The following is a 22,074-nucleotide window of genomic DNA, read 5'->3' on the forward strand; positions in this document are numbered from 1 at the left end:
TCCTTCGTCAGTTGTCGCAAACTTAACGATAGGAGGATAATGGGATGCTGGCAAGTGTCTCTTTTCTTTGCAATTAGTTAAGCATTTTTATGCTGCAATGTTCGGCACTTTTAGTATGCAATATACAGCAGGCATTGCTGGGGATGCCACACGGCTAGTGACGGGGTGCAGGGGGCGTGCTCCCTGCGGTTCCCCTATAAGGGACGGAAGGGGATCTGTTAATGGCGCATGCTTCCCGGAAGGGTGGCTCAATTGAGCCGGAGACGTGGCTCAAACTTTCCGGAACAATGGCTCATTTTGCGCCGGAGTATTCATTAATTATAAAAAAGTAACAAACGATTTTGGTAATGAATAATAAATAGTCATACAAGGAGTACTCAAAAATCAAGGATAAGAAATTGAACTTAATAATTGGGCCGCATGTGTAGAGAGCGGCCCATTCTTATACTATAAGATATTTTTTTTTGAGTCTTTTAAAGTCTTTTTCTTTAACAAAATAAAGTTCATTTGTAGCTCTAGTCATTGCTACATAGAGTGGATTTATTTGAGCAGGTGATAAATTTGCATATGAGAAATCTTCATCAAATAATTTCTCAAAAGTCTTAGTAAGGATAATACAAGATTTATTGTAAGTATCACCTTTAGAATAACCCCAATTGATAGTAGGCAAACAATTGAATTTACGGCTGTCTTTATAGAATAACTTTATAATACTTGGATCTTCTATAACCTTAGTTATTCTAGTGTCGTCTTCTAGTAACTCATAATGCCCTTTAATTGTACTTGATGAATGTATATCAATTTTTAGCTTGTTTCTAACAAATTGGCATATCTCTTCTGGAACACGCCTACTCTTGATTAGGGTGCTTTCATCTATGTCTACATCTCCTTTAAAAAGTATTTTATATTCATCCTTTGAGATAAATGATTTTCCTTTCTTTGAAAAGGGTTTACTCGCTGTAAAATCTGACTTACTAACAGAATGTTGATGAAAGTCTCCTACTGCAAAGAGCTTTATTTTCTTTTCCTTAACAAACGTTAACAATAAATCAAAATCTCTACCCATAAAATCTTGAAGTTCATCAAAATAAAGATGATCAACAAATTTGGACAGACGTTCAATGATTATTTTTTTTACTTTCTTTGATTGAGATAATACTAAGCTAGACATTCTTGATGAATAATATTTTCGATTATATAAATAGTGTCTATAGTCATCCTGCGTAAAATACTTATAATTTGGTTTTCCATTAATTCTCTGAGGTTCGGGTTCTTTATTTATTTCCACTCCTGTTGTAATTATAGCTGCACCACTTCCAATATTTAAGATCGGTTCAAAGGGTTTCAGCAGCCATCTATATACGAAACTAGTGAAAGTTAGAATTTGTGTGTTGTTTGGCACCTCTCCATGTATATTCTTTATCTCTCTTTTTAAATTAGCCACATTCTGTTTAGTATATGTAATGACCAGATTTTTAAGAGTTGGATTTAGGTGATTTGCTATGCAATATGTTTTTCCTGATCCAGCTACTGCAAGCATTATTGTTGAACGAGCCACTTTATTCCCTCCTGAATGAACTCAGGTAATACAATAGCTTCTTTATAAAATTCTTCTTCAGATATTCTTAAAGCAGCTTCAGTCTTGTTTTTAAGCATATAGGCTATATCCTTATCCATTGGTACTTTACGATATTCAGCAATGGTACCTGGCTTAATATCCGAAATATTTTTAAGTGTAGGGGCATTCTTATTGAATAGACAAACTTCAAAAGTGAACTCACTAACCAAATCAGAACATTTGATTTGAATATTGCTATATTTCTTATTTAGTTCATGAATAGATTCAATAGTTTCTTGTTCTCCATCATTGTCAGTAATAACCAATAGAGAGTTTTTAATTACTTTAGATAGTTCAATATAATGTTTATAAGTAATACCCCCACCGGATAGGATTTCAATGTTTTTTTCATCTAGCGTATATGTGAGAGAATTCTTTGTAAGCTGTGGTAACAGAATAAATTCACTATTTCCCTCAACAAGAATTACTTTCTGAGCTAATATAAAATTCAATAATTGCATATTATCCGTTTTCATAAAGTAATCTGAGGTTTCTTGAGGAATGGTACTTAAGGAATGATATGTTTTTTCATTAATCCATATCGTGTTTCGTAAATCTAATCTACTAACAATTAAAGGATTATGAGTAGTTATTATCAATTGAGCACCGTCACACATATTTTGAATATCTTTGATAAGCTTTCGGGTACTAACATAACTTAAATGATTCTCTGGTTCTTCTAATAGTATTAAGTCACTTTCTACCTCTAAGGCAATTTCCGTTTTGATTAAATTTTCTTTACCTTTTCCTTTATTTTGAATTGAAACACCATCACTCTTTAAATCCAGTAGATTTTCTAAAATAGTTTTGTTTTCATCAATTCCGAAATTGTACTCGTTTATGGTTAATTGTGTGGTGTTTTCGTCTACAAAGTTTTGAATATTCTTTCTAAATTGATAAGAAAGATTCTGCTTATCTGACATCTTTAAATTATTATTAAATATTCTTTTTGAATAAGAATCAAAGAGATTGTTTCTTCTAATTGAATTATCAATTAGTACGTTTTTAATGGGAGATTTGTTGTTAATATATTTTCTGCCGGCGAAAGTGGTCCATTCTGCTATGTAGTATTCTGTTGGTATGAAGTTTCCATCATGACTATCATCATACATGCTCTCTAAAAGTTCACGATAATTTTCATCAAATCTGTATGAAAATTTTATGCCACTCTTGGAAATCGGAGAAGATGAAGAATGGAGTCCATTGAAGTATTCGTAATTTAAGGTATTTTCATCACTAAAAAACAACTCAATTTCAATTTGAGGTAGAGTTTCAATAGAAGGGGAATGCTTATATTGATTCACTAGATCATTAGTAAAATATTTTTCGAAGTTATTTGTAGTATTGAAAATTTTTTGATTAAGTGCGATATCAATAGCCTCTAGAATGGTACTTTTTCCAGCCTCATTCTCTCCAATCAATACATTAATACTTTTTTTAAACTCAATGGTAAAATCTTTGAACTTCTTAAAACCCTTAATCTTCACCTGCTCTATATACATAAGCCCTCCTTCAATCAAAAGAACTAGCGATGCAATTAAAATGATACCATTTTTTGTATGTTAATTGTAAGTGTTATATTTGGGTGAGCCGTTTCAGTAAATTCTTAAATGAAATGCTATGCGATAGCTAACGATTTATTATGGATATAAAGAAGTAATAGCTGATACAAATTCAATCATACCGAGGGTCTTATAGAGGAATTTCGGAAGAAATGAGTATGTCTTATTTCAAAGCAGATAGGGATACAGTAAGAAAGCAATATATGTGGGGAAGTGACTCTCATTTCTTTTCTTTTTCTTAGACTGTATCTACAGGAAAATAATGTCGTTTTATAGCCGATGTATTATAATGGAATTTATTAAGAACAGGTCTAGAGGAATAGTACTTTAGAATAGAAAGGAACAAGAAAAAATATGTCTGTAGTGCGTGGGATTAAGTGGATAATTTAACTGAATTGATTATATGTGTTTACGAATGTAGCTTAGATTATGGACGAACACGGTAGAAGTTTGTGGTGATGATTCATGTATCGCGAGTGGCTCTCAGTCAAAGAAAAGAGAGGTGTAAGATTAATTTGACGAAGAACTTACCAGAAGTGGCGGAATCCCACATGCAGGAGGCAGATAGTCTTAAATATTTTAACATATTAGTTCCATCTGACATGTTCTTAATACGTCAAGAAATTGGTGGGGACTATGGAGTTGACTTGATACTCGAGTTAAAAGAAACAAAATATGCTACTAATATTCGCGCTCATATTCAACTGAAAAGCACATCTAATAAGATATATGAAAATGATAGGCCATTTTCCTTTCCAATTCCGATAAAAACAATCAATTATTTGATGAACCAACCTAATTCAATTGTTATTATCTATATTAAACAAAGTAATGTATTTGTTTGGGAGTGGGCGTCAAAAATTAATGAGTTCTTAATTGGAAAGGAAATTAATATTGAGCGTACTTCTCAAGTTACGACATCATATCCATTCACATCTCTATTAACGACAGAATCATTTAAATCGATTTATGATCATATATCTAAGACAAGTACTCTTGTCAGAGAGATGGCTCTTCAATTTTCATCCTCACTTTTTAAAAAAGTAAGAAATGATAGCTTTAAAGCGATGTTATCACAAATGAATAATGAGTATTATGAAGCTGAAGAATTACTAAAAAAAAGCCGATATAAGGAAGCCCTATCTAGATTAAAACCCCTGAGTAAATATATAAAAGACGAAAGTATCTTTTTACGCTGTGCCTTAATATCTATCGAACTCGGACTATTTAAGGATTCTGTCAGGTATTGCGATGAGATATTGAAATTAAATCCCTACAGTAGCCAGTCTTATATACTCAAGGGGATCTCACAGTTTCAGCTGTCGCTTTATGATCAAGCAATTGGTTCTTTTGAAATGTCACTTAGCATTGTACAAACAGTTTTAGTCCGTAACTTACGTGCATTGGCAATATGGATGAATGGAGATGCTATTACTGCATTATCAGAATTATCTGAGTCATTAAAATTAACTAACGGAAAGGATAGGCAAGCCCTTTTGTATACTGCCATTTTGCAGTTTGAATTCTACAATTTCGATCAAGCTTTTCGCAATATCAACTTTTTAATTAAATTGGAGCCGAATAATGCTGATGCCCTAGCTGCGAAAGGAAGGTTTTTAAGATTTCTTGGTAAACGAGAAGAAGCTGACAGCTTCTTTAGAAAATGTCTCGTAGTAGATAAGGATCATTACCATGGTTTAATTGGTTTAGCATTAAATCTAGTAGAAAATAATGATGTTTTGGAGGCACTTTTATATTTATCATCTTGGATTAACCTGCATAGTAACATCATCTTTAAAAAGAAACTAAAAAATGGACAAGCAGTTGTCCTTATTGATTTGTTGTGGAAAACAACATTGTCAATTCATCTCGAAAAGTTAAATAATAGAGATTATGTCATTTCGATGCTAGACGGATCCAAAGTTAAATTCGATATATCTAGACCAAATGACTCGGTTATAATTGGAGCAATTTCAACATCTAATCCTTCTTACATGGTTCCATTCATTGTAAAGGCATATGAGAAAAACAGCGACTTTAAGAAGGTCCTTGATCGGATTACATCTACAACAAAATTAATACCTTTCTTTAATCCAAATCAACTTATATTTACAGGATTTTTTGAAAACGATAGCATAATTGTGAATATTAAAGAGAGATATGATGGAACTTATTTTGAAGTGTTGTTCAATGATCAACCTATGATATGCGGAATGACAGATACAGATAACAATAAAATTGGTTATAATGCCTTCAGGGAACACTTTAATAAAAACAAAGAAATCCAACTTAATTTGGTAAACCTTGAGAAGAAAGAAGAAAAAATAATACAAGGTATTAAAGATGTTAGATTTCATTGTGATATTAATCAAAATCGAGTTGGTAGGTAGTCCTAATATACAATCAAAGGATTATCTATTTTTTATGGGGGGGACGTGGGAATTCCCGTTGCCGTTGAAAGATAATGTCCAATTGCTGACGGGATTGCCTGTCGGAGAGTTGCTGAATATAATGACCTCACATTCCGCACCCGAATTTGAAAATGGTGAATTCTGGCATGTGCTAGAGTCATAAAATCGAGAGTCGGGTCGGGAGCGGATGGCGAACATGCAGATAGAAAATTTCTATGAAGTCAGTTATCTGCCGTTACTGAGCGGCCATCATGAACAATCTAGGATTGCGTCGGAAAAATCGATGAGCTTGTGCTTACCGCAGGCGGAGCCGTCCAGTTGTTAGTACTCGACACACTAAGCGGTCGAAATGCCTTGAAGAATGTGGACAAATGGGCAGCAGAGCAAGATTTGGACCCATTGCTCCATCCCGGTTTGCAGGCGTCCTGGTTTAACGACGATGCGCTCGGCCGTCATCTGGACCGGCTGAATGAAGCAGATATCCATCAAATCGACTCCGCGTTCCAATTGCATGTGTATCAACACGAGCGCATCCCGATAAGCGTGTTTCATGGCGATACAAAGAGCATGCCCGTCTAAGGCGCGTACACCAAACCGAGCAAAGCGCTGCAAATTGTCGAAGGCTACAGCCTCGACCGGCGAGGCGCGAAGCAAATCCAGTTCGGGTTGATCGGAAATAGCAACGGGATCCCCCTCTACGGCGATGTGCACGACGGGAACACCTCGGATAAAACCTGGAATCCGGATGTGCTGGAGAAACTCCATGCGCAGTGCGCCGCGGTGAAGCTGAAGGATTTCCTTTATGTAGCCGATTCGGCTGCGATGAGCAAGGCGACCCTCGACTCCGCGAAAGGCGCAGATACCTATGTATTGACCCGTGCCCCCAACCAATTGAAGATCGTCAAAGTAGCGATGGCGTCTGCTGATGCACCGAATGCGCCTTGCTCAGAGATGGTGACGTTTGTGTCATCCAAGGAAGGCGCCACATACCGCTGGCTGGCCACCGAGGCGGAGCACGAAGGCCATTCGCTCCGCCTGATCGTGGTGGAGTCCAGCGCGCTGGACAAGAAAAAGGAAACCACGTTAACCCGCGAACGGTAGTCTGAATGCGACCGGCTTACACAAGCCGCAAAAGAAACAGCCACAACGCTGTTTCATTGTCTGACCGATGCGGAGCAAGCCGCCGAAGCCTTTCGAGAGGAGCAGTTCTCCCGGTTTCATCAAGTGGACGTTACCGTTGAGCCGCAGGAAATCGTTCGCAAAAAACGCGGACGCCCGAGGCAAGGAGAGATTCCTGCGATCGACACCATCTATGTGCTGCAGATTGCGATCACCCCGGATGAAGTGCGTTTCAGGAAGCGCGGCGGCGGGCGTCCCGCTTTGTATTGGCAACCACCCTGCCGTCCGAGTGGCGGGGAGAAACGATGGAGGGGACGGACGGCGCTCCTCGGCCTGTATAAGGGACAAATTCATATGAATTTCTCCTTCCTGAAGGATCCGGTGTACACCGATGAAATCTACCTGAAGAAGCCGGGCTCGTGAAGGTGCTTGGGTACTTGTTCTTGTTGGCACTCACCGTCTACAGTGTGTTCCAGCGTCGAATTCGACAGGATATCACTGAGCAACAACCGATGCACGGATCGGGTGGTCGCATCCTGCGCAAGCCCGCTGTTTCCATCATCCTCCAAATCTTTAAGTACCGCAAAGTCGTCGTGTTTCGCATGCCGGACGGCACCCGAAGCCCACCCTTTGACCAAAGAGGAGAAGCGCGTGTTGACCAGTCCGGCTTGAATGAATCGGTGTGTCTCGGCTAATCAAATCGACCTGCTCCAGCGGTGGTTTTGCTTCTTGTACCATTGCTATATTCGTTTAATGGCTTGTTTGCCATCGAAAATTCCATCCGCTACCACGTGCCTGGGGTGCGGAATGTGAGTTACAACTTTTTCATTTTAAATCATTCACATTAAGAGGTTGTGGAGATTTGAAGAGATATAAATTAATTTGTTCCGATCATTAGGATAGATGTTTAAAGTGTTAAACGAAATAATGGAGTTAAATGGAAAACGGGACTGTTCCAATAAAGGTGATAGTTTGGAGAGGGATGTACAGATATGAGAAAATATATGACCGAATTCTGTTTAAATGTCTATTGTTCTTATAAAACATTTATTCCCATTGAACATATCGATAAGGTGAATGATGGTAAGCAATATAACATTTATGCTATCTTAACTAAACCTAGAGTTTACATAAAGCAAGGAAGCATAGGAAAACTCGGAGATACCCTAAGTTTTGAATTATATATGTTCAAAAATGGAAAAAAGGAACAAATTGCAATTAAGGATTTTTATCTTGGTCGTGACACAGAAGAGATTGAATTCGAAATCTCAGATAATGAAGAACAAATTAATATTACAATTAACGGTAAGAATGAGATTCCTTTTCGTGCTGAATGGTTCTATCAGCAGTACTGCTATCAAAACAATATTATTTATGAATTGGAAGTTCTATATGTTGGTCAAGCATTTGGAAAGAATGGAGAAAAGACTGCTCAAGAAAGGTTGAAAAATCACTCTACATTACAAAAAATACTAACTTACTATTTTGTAAATAATAGGGATAAAACTTTATTTGCACTTTTAATGGAAATGACTGACCAACATCATCTTTCAATGGACGGTATTACGGACGTCTATCAAAAGAGTGATGAAGAAGACTTGGCGCATATGGAGCAAGTTTTGAAAGCCCAACATACATACAGGCAGATTGTTAATATCTCAGAAGCTGCGATAATAAACTATTTCAAGCCGGAGTATAATACTAATTTCATTGATAATTTTCCTTCAGATACACATACCGGTTACAAGACATACTTCGACTTAGATTATAACCTTCTCGTTGTAGAGCTTGATATGGAACTTAACAATTTTCCGCAAATTGTTTTATATACAAAGTTTAATAAACTAAATAATCCATGGGAGTTTATTGAATATAAGCTTTATAATGATCCAAATAGAACTGTTATGTATGATATATTTAGTGACTCAAACGAAGATGAGCAGTAATTTTTCAAGACTTTGAAAATGAGTATCCGTTTTGCTTGGAAACTATGACTAATCCTTAATTGTACTATGATGGATAAATTGGTTTTCAAAAAACGATAAATAATTCATCATGAGAAAAAAGGTAAATATACTAGTGGAAACTTACTGTTCTTCTCGAATAAATCATTGGTGTTACTTAGTTCCGACTATCAACTTGGTTCACAACTTTCTTAACATGGTAATTCCTGACGGTTCACGACTTTCTTTTTTTCGCTTTTATCACGTGCCGCGGCGAACCCAGTAAAATCAACAAAAATGGTTCACGACATTTTTATCACGTGACACGAAATTATGGTTTTCATAATTTCGAGGTTCTTTGTATTTTAGGTGTTAAATGAAAATATAGTATTAGACTGGGAATGGCATTAAGCTACCGGGAGGATAGCTGGTTATGATAAATCGTAATCGACGAGCTTGAGGCGTTCGGTGGAGATCCAGCTGTCGTTGCGACCGCTCTGGCACTTAGAAATAAAGGAGTCGTGAAGTTGAATGAATGTAAATACAGTAGTTTTAGGCGGCATCTGACGATGCTGCCTTTTTGCCTTTAAAATCATGGAATTTCTATAAAAATAAAAGTGTTTTCCTCTTAATTCGCCTCATCCTCTTTTAATCATCCATGTAAAAAAACGTTTTATTTATATATGCTTATACGAAAGCCAAAGCTTTTTTAAGCGGCAAAAAATAAATAAAGGGGAATTTTGGGTGAACTCAAACACTGCTCTTTTAAGAAAAGGCGGAGCAAACGTGTCGTCTTCCAAACGTCTTCCGTGGGTCGGGTTGCTGGCCTTAGCCATGGCGGGATTCATCTGCATTCTTACGGAAGGACTACCTGCTGGATTACTGCCGCAAATTGCACATGATCTTGGGGTCACAGAAGCTCTTGCCGGACAATTGGTTACTCTCTATGCGGTTGGATCTCTTCTGGCCGCTATTCCTTTGACAACGGCTACCCGCGGGTGGAGGCGCCGGCCGCTTCTGCTGTTGTGCATCATCGGCTTTCTTGTATTTAACACCATCACCGCGTTATCTTCTGCTTATGTGCTGACGCTTGTCGCTCGTTTCTTCGCAGGTGTCTCGGCAGGTGTTCTGTGGGGGATGACGGCAGGTTATGCGCGGCGCATGGTGCCTGATTCGCTGAAAGGAAGAGCGATTGCCATAGCCATGGTTGGCACCCCGTTGGCATTGGCGGTGGGCGTTCCGCTTGGTACTTTTTTCGGTACTTATACAGGTTGGCGTCTCATTTTCGGAGCTGTATCATTACTGGCTGCAGCCCTTATTGGCTGGGTACTCTGGAAGGTGCCGGATTATGCCGGCGAGCCTGCCAGTGATCAGCTCCCTTTTCACAAGGTTTTCCTGATTCCCGGTGTACGGCCGATTCTGTTCGTCGTTTTGGCATGGATACTAGCTCATAATATTTTGTACACCTATATTGCACCGTATCTTGCGGAAACCGCGTTTGCTCAGCGAGTGGATTTGGTTCTTCTTATTTTCGGAATTACCTCTGTTGTCGGCATTTGGGTGATAGGCATGCTTATTGACCGTTTTCTAAGAATACTGGTTTTAATTAGCATCACGGGATTTGCTTTGGCTTCTGCAGTCTTGGGAATCGAAATGGATCAGCCTGCAATCATCATTCTTGGTGTTACGGCGTGGGGGCTTACGTTTGGAGGGGCAGCCACTTTGCTGCAAACAGCAATAGCACAAGCTGGGGGAAATAGCGCAGATATAGCCCAATCAATGCTGGTCACCGTGTGGAATGTGGCAATCGGCGGAGGAGGGATTATCGGTGGGTTTCTTCTCGAACTGCTTGGAGCCGGATTCCTTCCGGGCTCATTAATCATCCTGCTGCTTCCCTCCTTGCTTGCAGCTTGGCTAGCTAAAATGCATGGCTTTCCTTCCTAAAGGAATCCACGAGTGCAACATAAGCAAAAAAATGAATCCGCTGCAAATGCGGATTCATTTTTTGGGATTATCGAATTACGTCTTATGCGAGCAAATTCGTTTCTCCAATGAGATTTTTATAAGCGATCGGTGAAGACATTACGATCAGAGTCGTATAGGTTCCGTATTGATCGCACCGGTTTTCAAACTCCTCCAGCTCCTGGGTTGTTTCCGTGAGGACCTTCAATAAATAATTATGCTCACCGCTTATCCGATAACATTCCGTGACCTCCGGTGATGAACGACAAAAATCAAGGAAAGGATAGCAATTCCTGGTTCGAACAAGCATATAGGCTGTGCATTGCTTACCCACTTTTTGCGAAGAAATGACGGTTCGGTATTCCTCGATAACACCCTTTTCTTCCATGCGTTTTACACGTTCAGTTACGGCTGGCTGAGACAATCCCACCAGCTTTCCTAAATCTGTCATTGATAATCTCGCCTGGTCCTGCAAATGGAGCAGGATGTTTTTATCGATTTCGTCCAAGAAAATCGTTCTCCTTTAATTTAAAAGTTATTACTTTTAGATACCTTTAGAATCATCGAAAATTTCTTTATCTAACTTGTTTGTTTTATATAAGGAAGCGGAAATTATTTATATAATAAACACACTTGCTTTAAATAATCAAGTAAATTACAGCAGGAGAGGATTGAGAAACATGAGAAATATTGATCTGGAATTGGTGCATAAAAGCGTCAATGAGGTAATTGACCGCACACTTGAGGAAAAAAGGATCGTGGGTACCGTAGTCCAAATTGTATTAGGCGGAAACCTCGTTTACAGCAGGCCTGCTGGTTGGACCGACCGCGAGCAGAAACGGCCGATGCAGGAAAATGCTTTGTTTAGATATGCTTCGGTAACCAAGCCGGTTGTGTCAACGGCAGCCTTAGTATTAATTTCGCAAGGGAGAATGCAGTTAAACGATCTGGTGGAAAAATGGTTGCCCGCATTTCGTCCCAAACTGCCAAACGGACAGTATGCCTCCATGACCGTTCACCATCTGATGACGCATACCGCCGGCTTAACCTACCGTTTCTTCCAGGAAGAAAAGGGAACTTATGAGCTTGCTGGGGTATCGGACGGCATGGATTTGGCGGGAATTACACTTGAAGAGAATTTGCAAAGAATCGCTTCTGTACCGCTTCTATATGAGCCGGGGAAAATGTGGAGGTACTCTATAGCAACAGACGTGCTCGGAGCGGTCATCGAAAAGGTTACTGGAATGCCGCTTAGTGAAGCTGTACAGATGCTTGTAACTCATCCGCTTTCCATGATGGACACTGATTTCAAGGCCGTGGACATGGACAGATTGACCACAGCTTACGCAGACAGCGCTGGAGAGCCCCGGCGCTTGCACGATTTTGATACCGTTCCTTTCGTAGAGGGGACGGCAGGATTCCTCCTTTCACCCAATAGGTTTGCCGATAAGACGGCTTACCCTTCCGGAGGAGCCGGCATGATTGGCAGCGCAGGAGACTTTCTTAAACTGCTAGAAGCTTTGCGGCTGGGAGGAAATCCGATTCTACCGAGGGCTCTTGTCACAGAAATGACAACCAATCAAATCGGTAAGCTTGTAATGCCCAATTGGCCGGGGAGAGGCTTTGGACTTGGTTTCACGCTGCTTAAAGACCCAGCGAATGCCAATACACCTGAATCGCCGGGAACGTGGCGGATGGGTGGCACCTATGGTCACTCCTGGTTTGTTGATCCGAGTGAGGAGCTTAGTGTTGTAGCGTTCACCAATACGGCGCTTGAAGGAATATCAGGCAGATTTACAACGGAGCTGTGCGAATCTGTCTACAAGGGTATTCGAGGAGTTAAGTAATGAGTAAGAACATTATCTTGAACAAATATTCGGAGTATATAGACTCTAGATGGATATCTGATTACATTTACTTTTACTAAGTTAATTTGAGATGAGAATTTACCATATGAGCTATACAAAGCCTACGTATACCCTTGCTGTTGCGGATCCTGCGAAGCAGGAACGGTTTGTCGAAGAAACGTTTCCCGCTATAAAAAAGGGTTGAAGATGGCGAAATTGATCATCTTTTGTTTGAAGATGAAAGCATGATCCGTGATTATCAAGCGCTGCAACAAACGTGGTTTGAGAAAGGCAAGCATTACGATGGTGCTGGACAATGCTCGGATTCATCACGCCAAGTTACTCGAGCCGTTCATGAACGAAAACAAGCGACTCACATTCGTCTTCCTTCCACCTTACAGCCCGCAGCTCAATATTGTGGAAGGGCTCTGGAAGTGGATCAAAGGCGATGTCGTTAATAATGTCTTTTACCACACGGTAGCAGAAATACGTAACAATGTTCGTTCCTTTATGGAATCAATTATGAAGAATCCTCAAGCTATAATTGACCGTCTCTGCGTCCGCATGGAGTCCAATAGAATTGTGCAATTTCTTTAATTCAAGTTATATAGATGGTCATTGCGCTAGCGGCTAACTATAGCGTCATGACGAACAGGCAACTAGCATTATTGGCTGCCTGTTGAATTAATTAACAATCAAATTACGCAACTGTAAGTAGGTTATAAGCCAATTGTTGGTGACAACAGCGGCAGTCTAAGACTTTATTTTTCAAGTTTGGTTAGCCGCTGTTCCTTTTAATTAATCAGTCTAAAACTTATACTTCAAAAGCCGACGATTTCCTAACTCACAAACCGCGTCAAATCAACAACTCCAGTCTAATACTTTATTTTCTTCGAACACGAAATTATGGTTTTCATAATTTCGAGGTTCTTTGTATTTTAGGTGTTAAATGAAAATAAACCATTAGACTGGAAAATAAAGTGTTAGACAGAAATAAAGTTTTCTTAGTGTTTCATAGCTCAAACTAAAACTACATGCTACTATCGTAGGCAATAACCCTTGAAATAATTGGGCATATCATAACCTCTTTGTATAATATGGGTTTTACTGCACTATCATTAAATCCTGATATGCTACATTGGTCCCTTAGGAGCTCTAAAGAAAATTTGGATAGATAGTGCTTAGCTGCAGCAATTTTTGGAAGATTTATGAACAATCAAATTTCCATTGAAGTTGAAAAGCACAAATCAGAAATTAATAAATGGTATCAATTTTATGTGGGTTTAGACATCGGTGCAGATTTTCATGTTGCTGCTTGTATTTCCTTTGAAAAGTTCCGAGTGAAGGCCAGTGCAGCACTTCATCCTCGATTACCTGCAACTGCTCCATAGCCCAGATCATATTCAGCCAGTAGCTGTTGCAGATGAAGCTTGTACGCTTTCTAGGCATGCTTGCGAATGGGTGAACGAAGTATTTTTAAGCGAGAAAGTGGAGACCACTCGAACGATTGTTGTGCGAGAACGATGAAATCGCCGGGCATATGCGCTCAGCTCTTTGGATTTATATTTTAACGTTGATGCTCTTCGTTATCCCTGGCCTTCCGACGCAGTATTGTTCATGAAGTTGATCGCCCACGCCCACATATGGCCGTCCAAGACCTCGAAGGCCCATGATAAATAAACCCATGATCCTGCTAGTTATTCTATTGAGGCTGCTAGCTTCATTGCATATAATGAAGGTACTGCCCTTCGGGGAGATCGTTAAGGGAGGCCGCGATGAACGAGAATGCATTTGACGAACCATTATTTGCAGGCTTGAAGCCGGGCTTAACCTCGTTCTGTTACCGAATGCTAGGCTCCATGGACGATGCGGATGATGCCGTTCAGGAGACGAGTATTCGGGTCTGGCAGAGCTGGAGCACGTTCAGACAGGATTCCTCGTTTAAAACTTGGGTCTATCGGATTGCCTCCAACCTGTGCTTGGACAAGCTGAGACAATCCAAACGCCGCGCGCTTCCCGTTGACCTGTTCGATCCGGCCGTCGCCATCGTCGAGCCGCGCGACACGCTGCCGGACTCTGCCTGGATCTGGCCGTCTCCCGACTTTGGGGGCAATCCGGAGGATCGGCTCGTCCGCAGAGATACCCTTAAACTGTGCTTCATCGCTCTCTTGCAGACCTTGCCTCCGCGGCAGCGCGCGGTACTCATTTTGAAGGATGTATTTGAGTGGTCCTCCAAGCAGATCGCGGAAACGTTGGCGATGTCGCCGGCAGCGGTGAACAGCGCCTTGCAAAGAGCCCGAGAGACGATGGACCGGGCGCAGCTTCGCTCGGATGAGCTCAGCAGCATGGACGTTCAACCGGAGCAGCAGCTGCTATCTCGGTATGTGGAGGCCTTCGAGCAATTCGATATTGCTGCGCTCGTCGCGTTGTTCCACGAGGAAGGCTGCATGTCGATGCCGCCCTTCGAGATGTGGATCCGCGGCAAGGAAAATTTGTCCGCCTTCTATTCGCTTACTCGCTGGCATTGCGAAGGTTCGCGATTTGTGCCCATTACGGTGAATGGCGGTTATCCGGCGTTGGCCCAGTATATGCCGGGCAAAGAGGGCTCTGGTCTGGTACCCTGGGGTATCCACGTCATCGAAACCAAAGAAAATCAAATCCTGCACGTTCAAAACTTCATTCATACGCCATTATTTTCGCGATTTGGGCTGCCTGAGCGAATTGACCGATGAATTTCGTCATTGGCTTACGTCTATATTATTGAAGAATAAACAAATGACGAATATCATGAGAGAGGTGTCTATTTAATGGAAACGAGTCAACCGACGAAAGTAACCGTGCAAGCCGTCATTCAAGCCCCTGTCGAGAAGGTATGGCGCTATTGGACCGAGCCGGATCACACCACGAAGTGGAATCAAGCGTCCGAGGACTGGCACGCGCCGAGAGCCGAAAACGATCTGCGGGTCGGCGGCAAGTTTCTGACACGGATGGAAGCGAAGGATGGCAGCATGGGCTTTGATTTTGGCGGCGTCTACGATGTCGTGAATCGGCATGAGGCGATCGGCTACACCATGGAAGACGGAAGAAGAGTGGATATTGCTTTCGTCGATCAAGGGAATGAGACGAAGATCATTGAAACGTTCGACGCGGAAAGCTCCAATCCCGTTGAGTTCCAGCAAGCAGGCTGGCAAGCGATCATGGACAATTTCAAAGTCTATACCGAACAAAACTAATCATCGCGAAGAAGACGCCGGGGAAGATGCCCGACGTCCTTCTTTTTGAACCCTAGTACGAGCGTGCTCTCCGTTAGTTAGCCTTGACCTTGTGCCGCATCCATGTTCATGTAGTTAATTGCCCACAGATGGCCGTCCAAGTCCACGAAGCCCCAATGATACATGAACCCATGATCTTCAGGTTCAGCGTGCAATTTCCCGCCCAAGGAGACCGCGGTATTCACGATTTCATCGACCTTTTCCCGGCTCTCGAAGGCCAATGCGATCGTCATCTGCGCATACTTGCTCGTATCGACGGATTCCTTCTCCGTGAGCGTATTAAAGAATGCTTGATTGATCAGCATGACCTGCAGGTTGTCGCCAATCACGATGGCTACCGAAATCTCGTTCTCGGGGAATTGCGGGTTGAGCTCGAATCCGAGTCCGGTGAAGAACGCTTTCGATTGTTCTACGTTTTTTACAGGCAGGTTGAAGCTCGTGAATGCGGATGTTAATGCCATTTTCAAAACACCTCTTCGTCAAATTAGTTTGTGTTCATTTATGCCCTCGTTTATATAGACGACAGCCGATCCGGGAATTCATCGGTCTCATGGATTCGGAAGCGTAAATTTTTGAAAAATAACTTGGTATTGAGTTCGGATACCCGCCATTCCCGTAAGGTTGCTTATTCTTATTGTGCAGGGATAAAGATTGAACCTCTCTAAAAAGGCAGCAGATCGTATATTCGATCTCAACTCAGTCCTTATACTTTACTTTCAAAACAGGCTTTAAGCAGGAAGCGGCGGAGGCGCTGGCTGCAAAACTCGTGCAGCTATTTAACGAAAAAGGCAAGCGAATTCCAAGCCGTTGACGACTGAGGAAATTATCGAGGCTATGGACATCAAAGGCAGAACGCATCTGCCATTCCAACAAAGACGGATCAAATCGGGACTTTCAAAGGAAATAATTAAAAAACACAAAAGGAGCTTTGCCTTTAAACAATGGCATGCTCCTATTTTTGTATTACAAAGGCCATTACAAAGAATGAGCGATGTGTGTTAACCCTTTTGATCGTGCTTATACTTTTGAGCGGACAGGTCGGGCTTTTGAGCATGCAACTCTTTTTCAATGGTGGACTGAGATTTGGTGTTCTTGGTTTTGCTTTTATTTGACATAGAGAGTTCCTCCTTACGAATGGAATATACAGCATTGTTAATATGGGTAGTAATGCGAAAAAAATACAGAGCAATTGATAACTGGGATTGAGATGACTTCTATATGTTTTCTGGAAGTTTCGGGAGTTCTGTGTTTTACCTGATTTGGTGAGAGTATAGATTTCGTTACACCGGTAGGGACAGTTTTACTGTTCTTAGAATTTGGAATTCAGTAAAGAAAGGACAGGGCGGGTGCCCCTGTCCTTTCTTAATAGATGAGATTAAACGCGTGAAGAATTTATGGTCCGATCAAGGTTTACAGATCGACTCTCAAGGTGCCCAGCAGCTTGGCGAATTTTGGATCGTGGTAGGATAAGAAAAGAGTTTCCCGCGTATCGAGGGCGGAAATTTGTTGGATATCGTCCGCGCTCAATTCAAAATCGAAAATGTCGAAGTTTTCGACGATCCGCTCTTTTCTCACCGATTTTGGAATTACAACGACTTCACACTGAACAAGCCAGCGCAACACAACCTGGGCGACGGACTTGTTGTGTTTCTCTGCGATCGAGACCAGTACTTCGTTGCCGAACATGTTGTTAAGCCCTTCAGCGAACGGCGCCCACGACTGGTGTTGAACTCCCTGCTCTTTCATAAAAGCGGCGCTCTCAGTCTGCTGGTAGAACGGATGCGTTTCGATCTGGTTGACGGCGGGTACGATTTTGTTATGCACGATGAGGTCCATCAGACGGTCGGGCAGGAAGTTGCTGACACCGATCGCCCTGACCTTGCCTTCGTGGTACAGCTCTTCCATCGCACGCCAAGCGCCGTAGTAATCGCCGAACGGCTGGTGAATAAGGTATAGATCAAGATAGTCAAGCTGTAGCTTATTCAGGGATTTGGAAAACGCCAGCTTGGCACTCTCGTAGCCGGCATCCTGAACCCAAAGTTTGGTCGTTATGAACAGCTCCTCACGCGGTACGCCGCTACGTTTGATCGCGCGTCCAACCGCTTCCTCATTCAGATAACCGGCGGCTGTGTCGATCAGGCGGTAACCAGCCATCAGTGCTTCGTATACCGCGTTCTCGCATTCTTCAGCATCGGGAATTTGGTAGACACCAAAGCCGATGATCGGCATTTTCACACCGTTGTTCAATGTTACAGTTTGCATTGTAATTCCTCCTTGTTCAAATGTAAAACGACAAATGGCCGCGAATCCCGGGAATCGGGCACCATAGCGAGGATTTCGCTTACGGCGGATTTGCATTATAATAAGCCTATCGCCTTCGTGTTACACGAAGTCAAGTCCTATTCAACAATAGTTTTGCAAGGAGGATTGCACATGCATACGGTCAAAGAAGCCGCCCAGATAACGGGACTCACCGAGCACGCCGTACGCTTTTATACGGATAAAGGCCTGGTACCAAGCGTACAGCGCAATTCAAACAACATTCGGATGTTCGACGAAGAATCGATCAACTGGCTGCATGGCGTCAAATGTCTCAAGCAATCCGGGATGCCGATTGAAGTCATTAAAATGTACGTCGATTTCTGTCTCGAAGGGGATTCGACCATTCCGCAACGCTACACACTCATGATGGAGCATAAAGAAGCGGCGCTCGTTAAGCTCGAAGAAGCCAAGCAGCACGTTGCCCATTTGGAACAAAAAACCGCTTTATATCAGGCCATTCTGGAGCACCGCTCTCCAGACACGACCAATCCCGGCAACTGGGACAAAATCCAGCATATGCATTGTGACGTATTTTACTCGCCCTCTGTTCGTAAGGCGTGAGCGATATCGTGAGCACATCAACCGCTCTGAAGAAAATCTTCTGTTTAAAACTCCTGAATTGGCTTGGCAATAAAATGTAGACTGTTTAACCCGTCGCGATTTTTAACCGACTCACTTCGAATTTCTTGGGGAGGAAGCCGATTATGACGAAGCAAAAATTGGATAAGGCGAAGGCGAGCGCGCTGCAAGTTTTCCTTTCAAAGTATTTGTAGTATTTTCTGGATCCCGTTTTATGCCACGCTTATGATAAAAGAGCGGTAATTTTGACAGTCTGAATAGGAAAAAGAAGGAGTTAAACCTAATGGAACAAACGATGGCTTTCATTCTTATCGGTGCAGTTTGCATGATCGTTGTGATCGTGCTTCTGCGATTTACGAACCAGCCGGACTCGACTATTGAGGCTGCAAGGAAAGGATATGAGGAGGAGAAGAAAGCGAACGAAATCATTCGTCGCGGGCGGGAAAGGAACGAGCAAATAAGAAAAGAGCGAGAACGGATAAAATCGGAGCATGAGGCCAATATGAAAAAAATGAAAGATGAACATGAAAAGCGGCTTCAAGAAATAGAAGAAGCAGCGCGCCGGGAGCGTATCCAGGCCAATAAGGCAGAGTTGGAGCGGGATCGCCGGTTTCAACAAAGTATCGTCAATCAGCTTAGGATATGCAGGCTGAACGGAGAAATAATTGCCCTGGACACGAACATTCTTATGGAATTTGTCGCCCGTTATTCGAAAGTAGGGGAAGAGCTGAGCGAGTGCCGCGTCCTCATAAGCGATATTATTTTGGAGGAGCTGGACGGGCTGAAAAAAGCGGATTCCGCAGACGGTCATATTAAAGCGAAAAAGGCACGCGAGGCATCCGATTATTTACAGCTGCTTCAGGACAAGAAGCATGTTGAACTTCAATATTATCCGTCTTTCACCCAGGAGGATGAGCTTTTGCTGAGAAGCTGGGGGGCTCCGTCGCGACCCGACAAATTCGAAAAGCTGTATAACGACAAGCGGATCATCCGCCACTATTCTTGGCTTCGGCAGCATGAAGGGCTTCTGCTTAAGGTGTTCTCCGCAGATAAAAATTTCCGGATTATGGCTGAGAAAGCGGGTTTATCCCCGTTTGATGTGCGGTTGCCACAAGATGAGGGAGACGAGGCGCAGGGAGAAATGCAAGGTTTTACCGCATTAAAATAATTGTATTTTCACATTATGCCAGACGAGGGTTCTCCATTACAATGGGGCTGTTTCAGAGGACAACTCTAGATCAGCTCATGTCGAAGCAGGCGGTCCATTACGAAGATTTCGACTACATATTAAGGCCGCTGAATCGGAAGCAAATTTTATCCGCGCTGGAACGGGCGAAAACGATTATGAGGCTTTCCTTCAAAGGCCGTGAGGACGTGCTGAATACGGTACCGGTGGCACCGCAAGCGCCCTAGCTTATGAGGCCGCCGCGGGATCGATTGGGCAGCCTCATTAAGCCAAAGGGCAGTTTAATGGGGAAATGAATGAGATTATTGTCGATCTCTAAATTTCTTTATCGAGCACATGCTGCGATTTTTTAATTGTAAAACCAATTCGATTATAGAATTGGACGGCATCTGATCTAGTCTGATTGGTACGCACTCTTATTTTTGTGAATCCGGATTCTGCTGCCCATTGCTCACATGCTTGTACTAATTGTTTGCCAATCCCATTTCCTCGATAGGCACTGTCGACGACAAGTCCAGCTATCTCAACAAATGGTGTCGATTCGATTAAGAAACGTACATTAGCATGAATCCATCCGAACAAAACGTGGCTTGATTCCATCACATAAACAATATGGTCGTTGTGGTTAGAGATATATTGGAGTCTCTCTTCAAGTTGGGAGACATTTACTGGATAGCCCAATTGGCTTGAAAGCCTAGCGATCTCTTGGGAATCGCTCAGAAACGCTTTTCTAATCAAAATAACAACACCCTCTCGATGAAAGATACCAAATTGAATTTAACATAGATGTGTATAAGTATATAGGAGGACATGGGAATGGAACCGAACGTGAGAGGCATTAGTTTTGAAATACCTAACGAGTACGGTCAATGGCTTATTAATATTTTGAAGCCGATTGATTGTAAAAAATACAATTGGCTTATTGGATCAGGAGAAGAATATAGACTGAGAGATAATGATCTAATACCGTTATTTCCTCAAGGTGATAGGATACTTAAGGGTGAGGAATTACTTAGATTTATTGACACAGCGGAGTCTCAGTACATTATCTTTGTGGACCTAAAGGCTTTCCCTGAAGGTGCCAGTGTATTAGAGATCGATAAATATGATGATTTTGATGGCAAGTGACTGTGAACTAATAGTGTTAATTGCAGATTCTGCATACACGTCAATTTACTGTAAAGACTCCAAGGTATTGAGAGAATTGTACGACAACATGGAGTCACTCAAGGTTGATAAATTGGCATATATAACAGATGAAAATGACTTTAGACATACAGTAAAAGTGCGATAACAATGTTGTATCAAACTTTTGCACTGCTTTTGTATCAATTAATTGTATAGTCATTATGTAAGTAACAGGTACGCAAGGGGATGAGAACGAAACAATGAAAAAGTACATTCTCTTCGATCATGATGGTGTTCTGGTTGATACTGAATTCTGGTATTACAAAGCGGGAGAACGTGCTCTGGCTGACATTGGATTTACCTTGGATAAAGATCAATACCTCCGCGACATGACCCAGTCATTGGGCACTTGGTCCCAAGCTAGGGCGGCAGGTATTGATGAACAGACCATCAGCAAGCAGCGTGAGGTCCGTAACGTCTATTATCAGGAATATCTAAGAACAGAAGCTATAGAGGTTGAAGGTGTAGTTGAAACTCTAGCCGAACTGTCAAAGTACGTCCGCATGGCCATCGTGACGACTGCAAAACGTGTGGATTTCGAGCTTATTCATGAAAAGCGCCAGATTAGAAAATTTATGGAATTCGTCCTTGTTCGCGAAGACTACGAGCGCACCAAGCCGCACCCGGAACCATACTTGACCGGCCTAAAGCACTTCGGAGCTACCAAAGAAGAGACCCTGGTTGTAGAGGATTCAAACAGAGGGTTGAACTCAGCTGTGGCGGCTGGTATCGACTGTGCAATTGTCCATAACGACTTCACAAAAACACATGACTTCTCACAGGCCAGCTATCGAATCAAGACTTTGATTGAACTAAAGGACATTATTCTGAATGTAACCTGAGAGAGCATACGTCAGCGTGTCCCGTACTCACTTTAAAAGTGAAGAGCAGTGCGGGCGGCGCGGACTCACGTGATGCCCGTGGAACGCGGAGCTTGGCTACTGGGTACCATGGCATGTTCGGGTTGAATTAATCTTACTGATGATTTGAGAGTTGAAACGATTCAGGGAATGACTGCCGCGGCAGTCGTTTCCTATTTTCATTAAGCTATCTGGCAGTTTTGCG

At 42.2% G+C, this 22,074-nt stretch carries 19 protein-coding genes and 2 pseudogenes; 15 read left to right on the plus strand and 6 right to left on the minus strand.

Features of this window, described 5'->3' with window-relative positions; all coding sequences use genetic code 11:
• Positions 1-442 precede the first annotated feature (442 nt).
• Together EYB31_RS13190 and EYB31_RS13195 are read right to left on the minus strand one after the other, a co-directional pair.
• Positions 443-1,558, minus strand: a complete 1,116-nt coding sequence (locus EYB31_RS13190) for a DEAD/DEAH box helicase family protein (protein WP_131013815.1) — start codon at positions 1,556-1,558, stop codon at positions 443-445.
• Entirely contained in the window at positions 1,540-3,120 is a 1,581-nt protein-coding gene (locus tag EYB31_RS13195; protein ID WP_131013816.1) for an ATP-dependent nuclease, read from the minus strand. Before EYB31_RS13195 ends, EYB31_RS13190 begins: the two co-directional genes overlap by 19 nt.
• Positions 3,121-3,638: 518 nt before the next feature.
• On the opposite strand from EYB31_RS13195, the gene EYB31_RS13200 reads away from it, so the two are divergent.
• From EYB31_RS13200 to EYB31_RS13230, 4 genes and pseudogenes are all read left to right on the plus strand, one after another.
• Positions 3,639-5,570 carry a DUF4365 domain-containing protein gene (locus EYB31_RS13200; RefSeq protein WP_131013817.1) on the plus strand — a complete coding sequence of 644 codons (1,932 nt, stop codon included), beginning with the start codon at positions 3,639-3,641 and terminating at the stop codon, positions 5,568-5,570.
• A gap of 217 nt (positions 5,571-5,787) precedes the next feature.
• Positions 5,788-7,405 (plus strand): annotated as a pseudogene (locus EYB31_RS41520) (IS1634 family transposase).
• A 297-nt stretch (positions 7,406-7,702) separates the two neighbouring features.
• Positions 7,703-8,656 (plus strand): hypothetical protein, encoded by a 954-nt coding sequence (locus EYB31_RS13225; protein WP_131013821.1) that lies wholly within the window; start codon positions 7,703-7,705, stop codon positions 8,654-8,656.
• Positions 8,657-9,397: 741 nt separating this feature from the next.
• Positions 9,398-10,597, plus strand: coding sequence for an MFS transporter (locus EYB31_RS13230; RefSeq protein WP_131013822.1), 1,200 nt, complete (start codon positions 9,398-9,400; stop codon positions 10,595-10,597).
• Positions 10,598-10,679: 82 nt separating this feature from the next.
• Here the strand turns inward: EYB31_RS13230 and EYB31_RS13235 are convergent, their stop codons facing one another.
• Positions 10,680-11,123 (minus strand): Lrp/AsnC family transcriptional regulator, encoded by a 444-nt coding sequence (locus EYB31_RS13235; RefSeq protein ID WP_131013823.1) that lies wholly within the window; start codon positions 11,121-11,123, stop codon positions 10,680-10,682.
• A gap of 172 nt (positions 11,124-11,295) precedes the next feature.
• Between EYB31_RS13235 and EYB31_RS13240 the strand changes: the two genes are divergently transcribed.
• The 5 genes and pseudogenes from EYB31_RS13240 to EYB31_RS13260 all read left to right on the plus strand — a co-directional run bounded on the left by EYB31_RS13240 (position 11,296) and on the right by EYB31_RS13260 (position 15,695).
• A complete protein-coding gene (locus tag EYB31_RS13240; protein WP_131013824.1) occupies positions 11,296-12,462 on the plus strand; it encodes a serine hydrolase domain-containing protein in 1,167 nt (388 codons plus the stop codon).
• Positions 12,463-12,568: 106 nt separating this feature from the next.
• A pseudogene (locus EYB31_RS13245) lies at positions 12,569-13,059 on the plus strand (transposase); the annotation flags it as partial.
• Positions 13,060-13,670: 611 nt separating this feature from the next.
• Positions 13,671-13,853, plus strand: a complete 183-nt coding sequence (locus tag EYB31_RS13250; protein ID WP_131013826.1) for a hypothetical protein — start codon at positions 13,671-13,673, stop codon at positions 13,851-13,853.
• 384 nt (positions 13,854-14,237) lie between these two features.
• Positions 14,238-15,194, plus strand: coding sequence for a sigma-70 family RNA polymerase sigma factor (locus EYB31_RS13255; RefSeq protein ID WP_131013827.1), 957 nt, complete (start codon positions 14,238-14,240; stop codon positions 15,192-15,194).
• Between the two features lie 75 nt (positions 15,195-15,269).
• Positions 15,270-15,695 (plus strand): SRPBCC family protein, encoded by a 426-nt coding sequence (locus tag EYB31_RS13260; RefSeq protein ID WP_131013828.1) that lies wholly within the window; start codon positions 15,270-15,272, stop codon positions 15,693-15,695.
• 77 nt (positions 15,696-15,772) lie between these two features.
• Here the strand turns inward: EYB31_RS13260 and EYB31_RS13265 are convergent, their stop codons facing one another.
• Complete coding sequence (locus tag EYB31_RS13265; RefSeq protein WP_131013829.1) at positions 15,773-16,195, minus strand: VOC family protein; 423 nt, start codon at positions 16,193-16,195, stop codon at positions 15,773-15,775.
• A gap of 949 nt (positions 16,196-17,144) precedes the next feature.
• Positions 17,145-17,996, minus strand: coding sequence for an aldo/keto reductase (locus tag EYB31_RS13270; protein ID WP_131013830.1), 852 nt, complete (start codon positions 17,994-17,996; stop codon positions 17,145-17,147).
• Between the two features lie 171 nt (positions 17,997-18,167).
• Here EYB31_RS13270 and EYB31_RS13275 point away from each other — a divergent pair, with 171 nt between their 5' ends.
• The 3 genes from EYB31_RS13275 (at position 18,168) to EYB31_RS40210 (ending at position 20,048) form a co-directional block, all read left to right on the plus strand.
• Complete coding sequence (locus EYB31_RS13275; protein ID WP_131013831.1) at positions 18,168-18,617, plus strand: MerR family transcriptional regulator; 450 nt, start codon at positions 18,168-18,170, stop codon at positions 18,615-18,617.
• Between the two features lie 301 nt (positions 18,618-18,918).
• A complete protein-coding gene (locus EYB31_RS13280; protein ID WP_131013832.1) occupies positions 18,919-19,803 on the plus strand; it encodes a PIN domain-containing protein in 885 nt (294 codons plus the stop codon).
• A gap of 77 nt (positions 19,804-19,880) precedes the next feature.
• On the plus strand, positions 19,881-20,048 hold the full coding sequence (locus EYB31_RS40210) for a response regulator (RefSeq protein WP_165452398.1): 168 nt from the start codon (positions 19,881-19,883) through the stop codon (positions 20,046-20,048).
• An 88-nt stretch (positions 20,049-20,136) separates the two neighbouring features.
• Here EYB31_RS40210 and EYB31_RS13285 read toward each other — a convergent pair whose 3' ends face one another.
• Positions 20,137-20,559: a GNAT family N-acetyltransferase gene (locus EYB31_RS13285; protein ID WP_240762393.1), complete on the minus strand. Its 423-nt coding sequence runs from the start codon at positions 20,557-20,559 to the stop codon at positions 20,137-20,139.
• A 78-nt stretch (positions 20,560-20,637) separates the two neighbouring features.
• On the opposite strand from EYB31_RS13285, the gene EYB31_RS13290 reads away from it, so the two are divergent.
• The 3 genes from EYB31_RS13290 to EYB31_RS13300 all read left to right on the plus strand — a co-directional run bounded on the left by EYB31_RS13290 (position 20,638) and on the right by EYB31_RS13300 (position 21,851).
• On the plus strand, positions 20,638-20,949 hold the full coding sequence (locus EYB31_RS13290) for a DUF2691 family protein (RefSeq protein WP_165452399.1): 312 nt from the start codon (positions 20,638-20,640) through the stop codon (positions 20,947-20,949).
• Positions 20,939-21,115 (plus strand): DUF2691 family protein, encoded by a 177-nt coding sequence (locus EYB31_RS41525; RefSeq protein WP_420819440.1) that lies wholly within the window; start codon positions 20,939-20,941, stop codon positions 21,113-21,115. Before EYB31_RS13290 ends, EYB31_RS41525 begins: the two co-directional genes overlap by 11 nt.
• A gap of 94 nt (positions 21,116-21,209) precedes the next feature.
• Complete coding sequence (locus tag EYB31_RS13300; RefSeq protein ID WP_131013836.1) at positions 21,210-21,851, plus strand: HAD family hydrolase; 642 nt, start codon at positions 21,210-21,212, stop codon at positions 21,849-21,851.
• The last annotated feature ends 223 nt before the right edge of the window (positions 21,852-22,074 follow it).

The organism is Paenibacillus thalictri (genome assembly GCF_004307995.1).
GTDB classification, from domain to species: domain Bacteria; phylum Bacillota; class Bacilli; order Paenibacillales; family NBRC-103111; genus Paenibacillus_AF; species Paenibacillus_AF thalictri.

Coding starts and splice junctions, on each gene's coding strand:
- EYB31_RS13195 (WP_131013816.1), bottom strand. CDS start 3,120: ATGTATATAGAGCAGGTGAAGATTAAGGGTTTTAAGAAGTTCAAAGAT.
- EYB31_RS13200 (WP_131013817.1), top strand. CDS start 3,639: ATGATTCATGTATCGCGAGTGGCTCTCAGTCAAAGAAAAGAGAGGTGT.
- EYB31_RS13225 (WP_131013821.1), top strand. CDS start 7,703: ATGAGAAAATATATGACCGAATTCTGTTTAAATGTCTATTGTTCTTAT.
- EYB31_RS13240 (WP_131013824.1), top strand. CDS start 11,296: ATGAGAAATATTGATCTGGAATTGGTGCATAAAAGCGTCAATGAGGTA.
- EYB31_RS13250 (WP_131013826.1), top strand. CDS start 13,671: ATGAACAATCAAATTTCCATTGAAGTTGAAAAGCACAAATCAGAAATT.
- EYB31_RS13255 (WP_131013827.1), top strand. CDS start 14,238: ATGAACGAGAATGCATTTGACGAACCATTATTTGCAGGCTTGAAGCCG.
- EYB31_RS13260 (WP_131013828.1), top strand. CDS start 15,270: ATGGAAACGAGTCAACCGACGAAAGTAACCGTGCAAGCCGTCATTCAA.
- EYB31_RS13265 (WP_131013829.1), bottom strand. CDS start 16,195: ATGGCATTAACATCCGCATTCACGAGCTTCAACCTGCCTGTAAAAAAC.
- EYB31_RS13270 (WP_131013830.1), bottom strand. CDS start 17,996: ATGCAAACTGTAACATTGAACAACGGTGTGAAAATGCCGATCATCGGC.
- EYB31_RS13275 (WP_131013831.1), top strand. CDS start 18,168: ATGCATACGGTCAAAGAAGCCGCCCAGATAACGGGACTCACCGAGCAC.
- EYB31_RS13280 (WP_131013832.1), top strand. CDS start 18,919: ATGGAACAAACGATGGCTTTCATTCTTATCGGTGCAGTTTGCATGATC.
- EYB31_RS40210 (WP_165452398.1), top strand. CDS start 19,881: ATGTCGAAGCAGGCGGTCCATTACGAAGATTTCGACTACATATTAAGG.
- EYB31_RS13290 (WP_165452399.1), top strand. CDS start 20,638: ATGGAACCGAACGTGAGAGGCATTAGTTTTGAAATACCTAACGAGTAC.
- EYB31_RS41525 (WP_420819440.1), top strand. CDS start 20,939: ATGGCAAGTGACTGTGAACTAATAGTGTTAATTGCAGATTCTGCATAC.
- EYB31_RS13300 (WP_131013836.1), top strand. CDS start 21,210: ATGAAAAAGTACATTCTCTTCGATCATGATGGTGTTCTGGTTGATACT.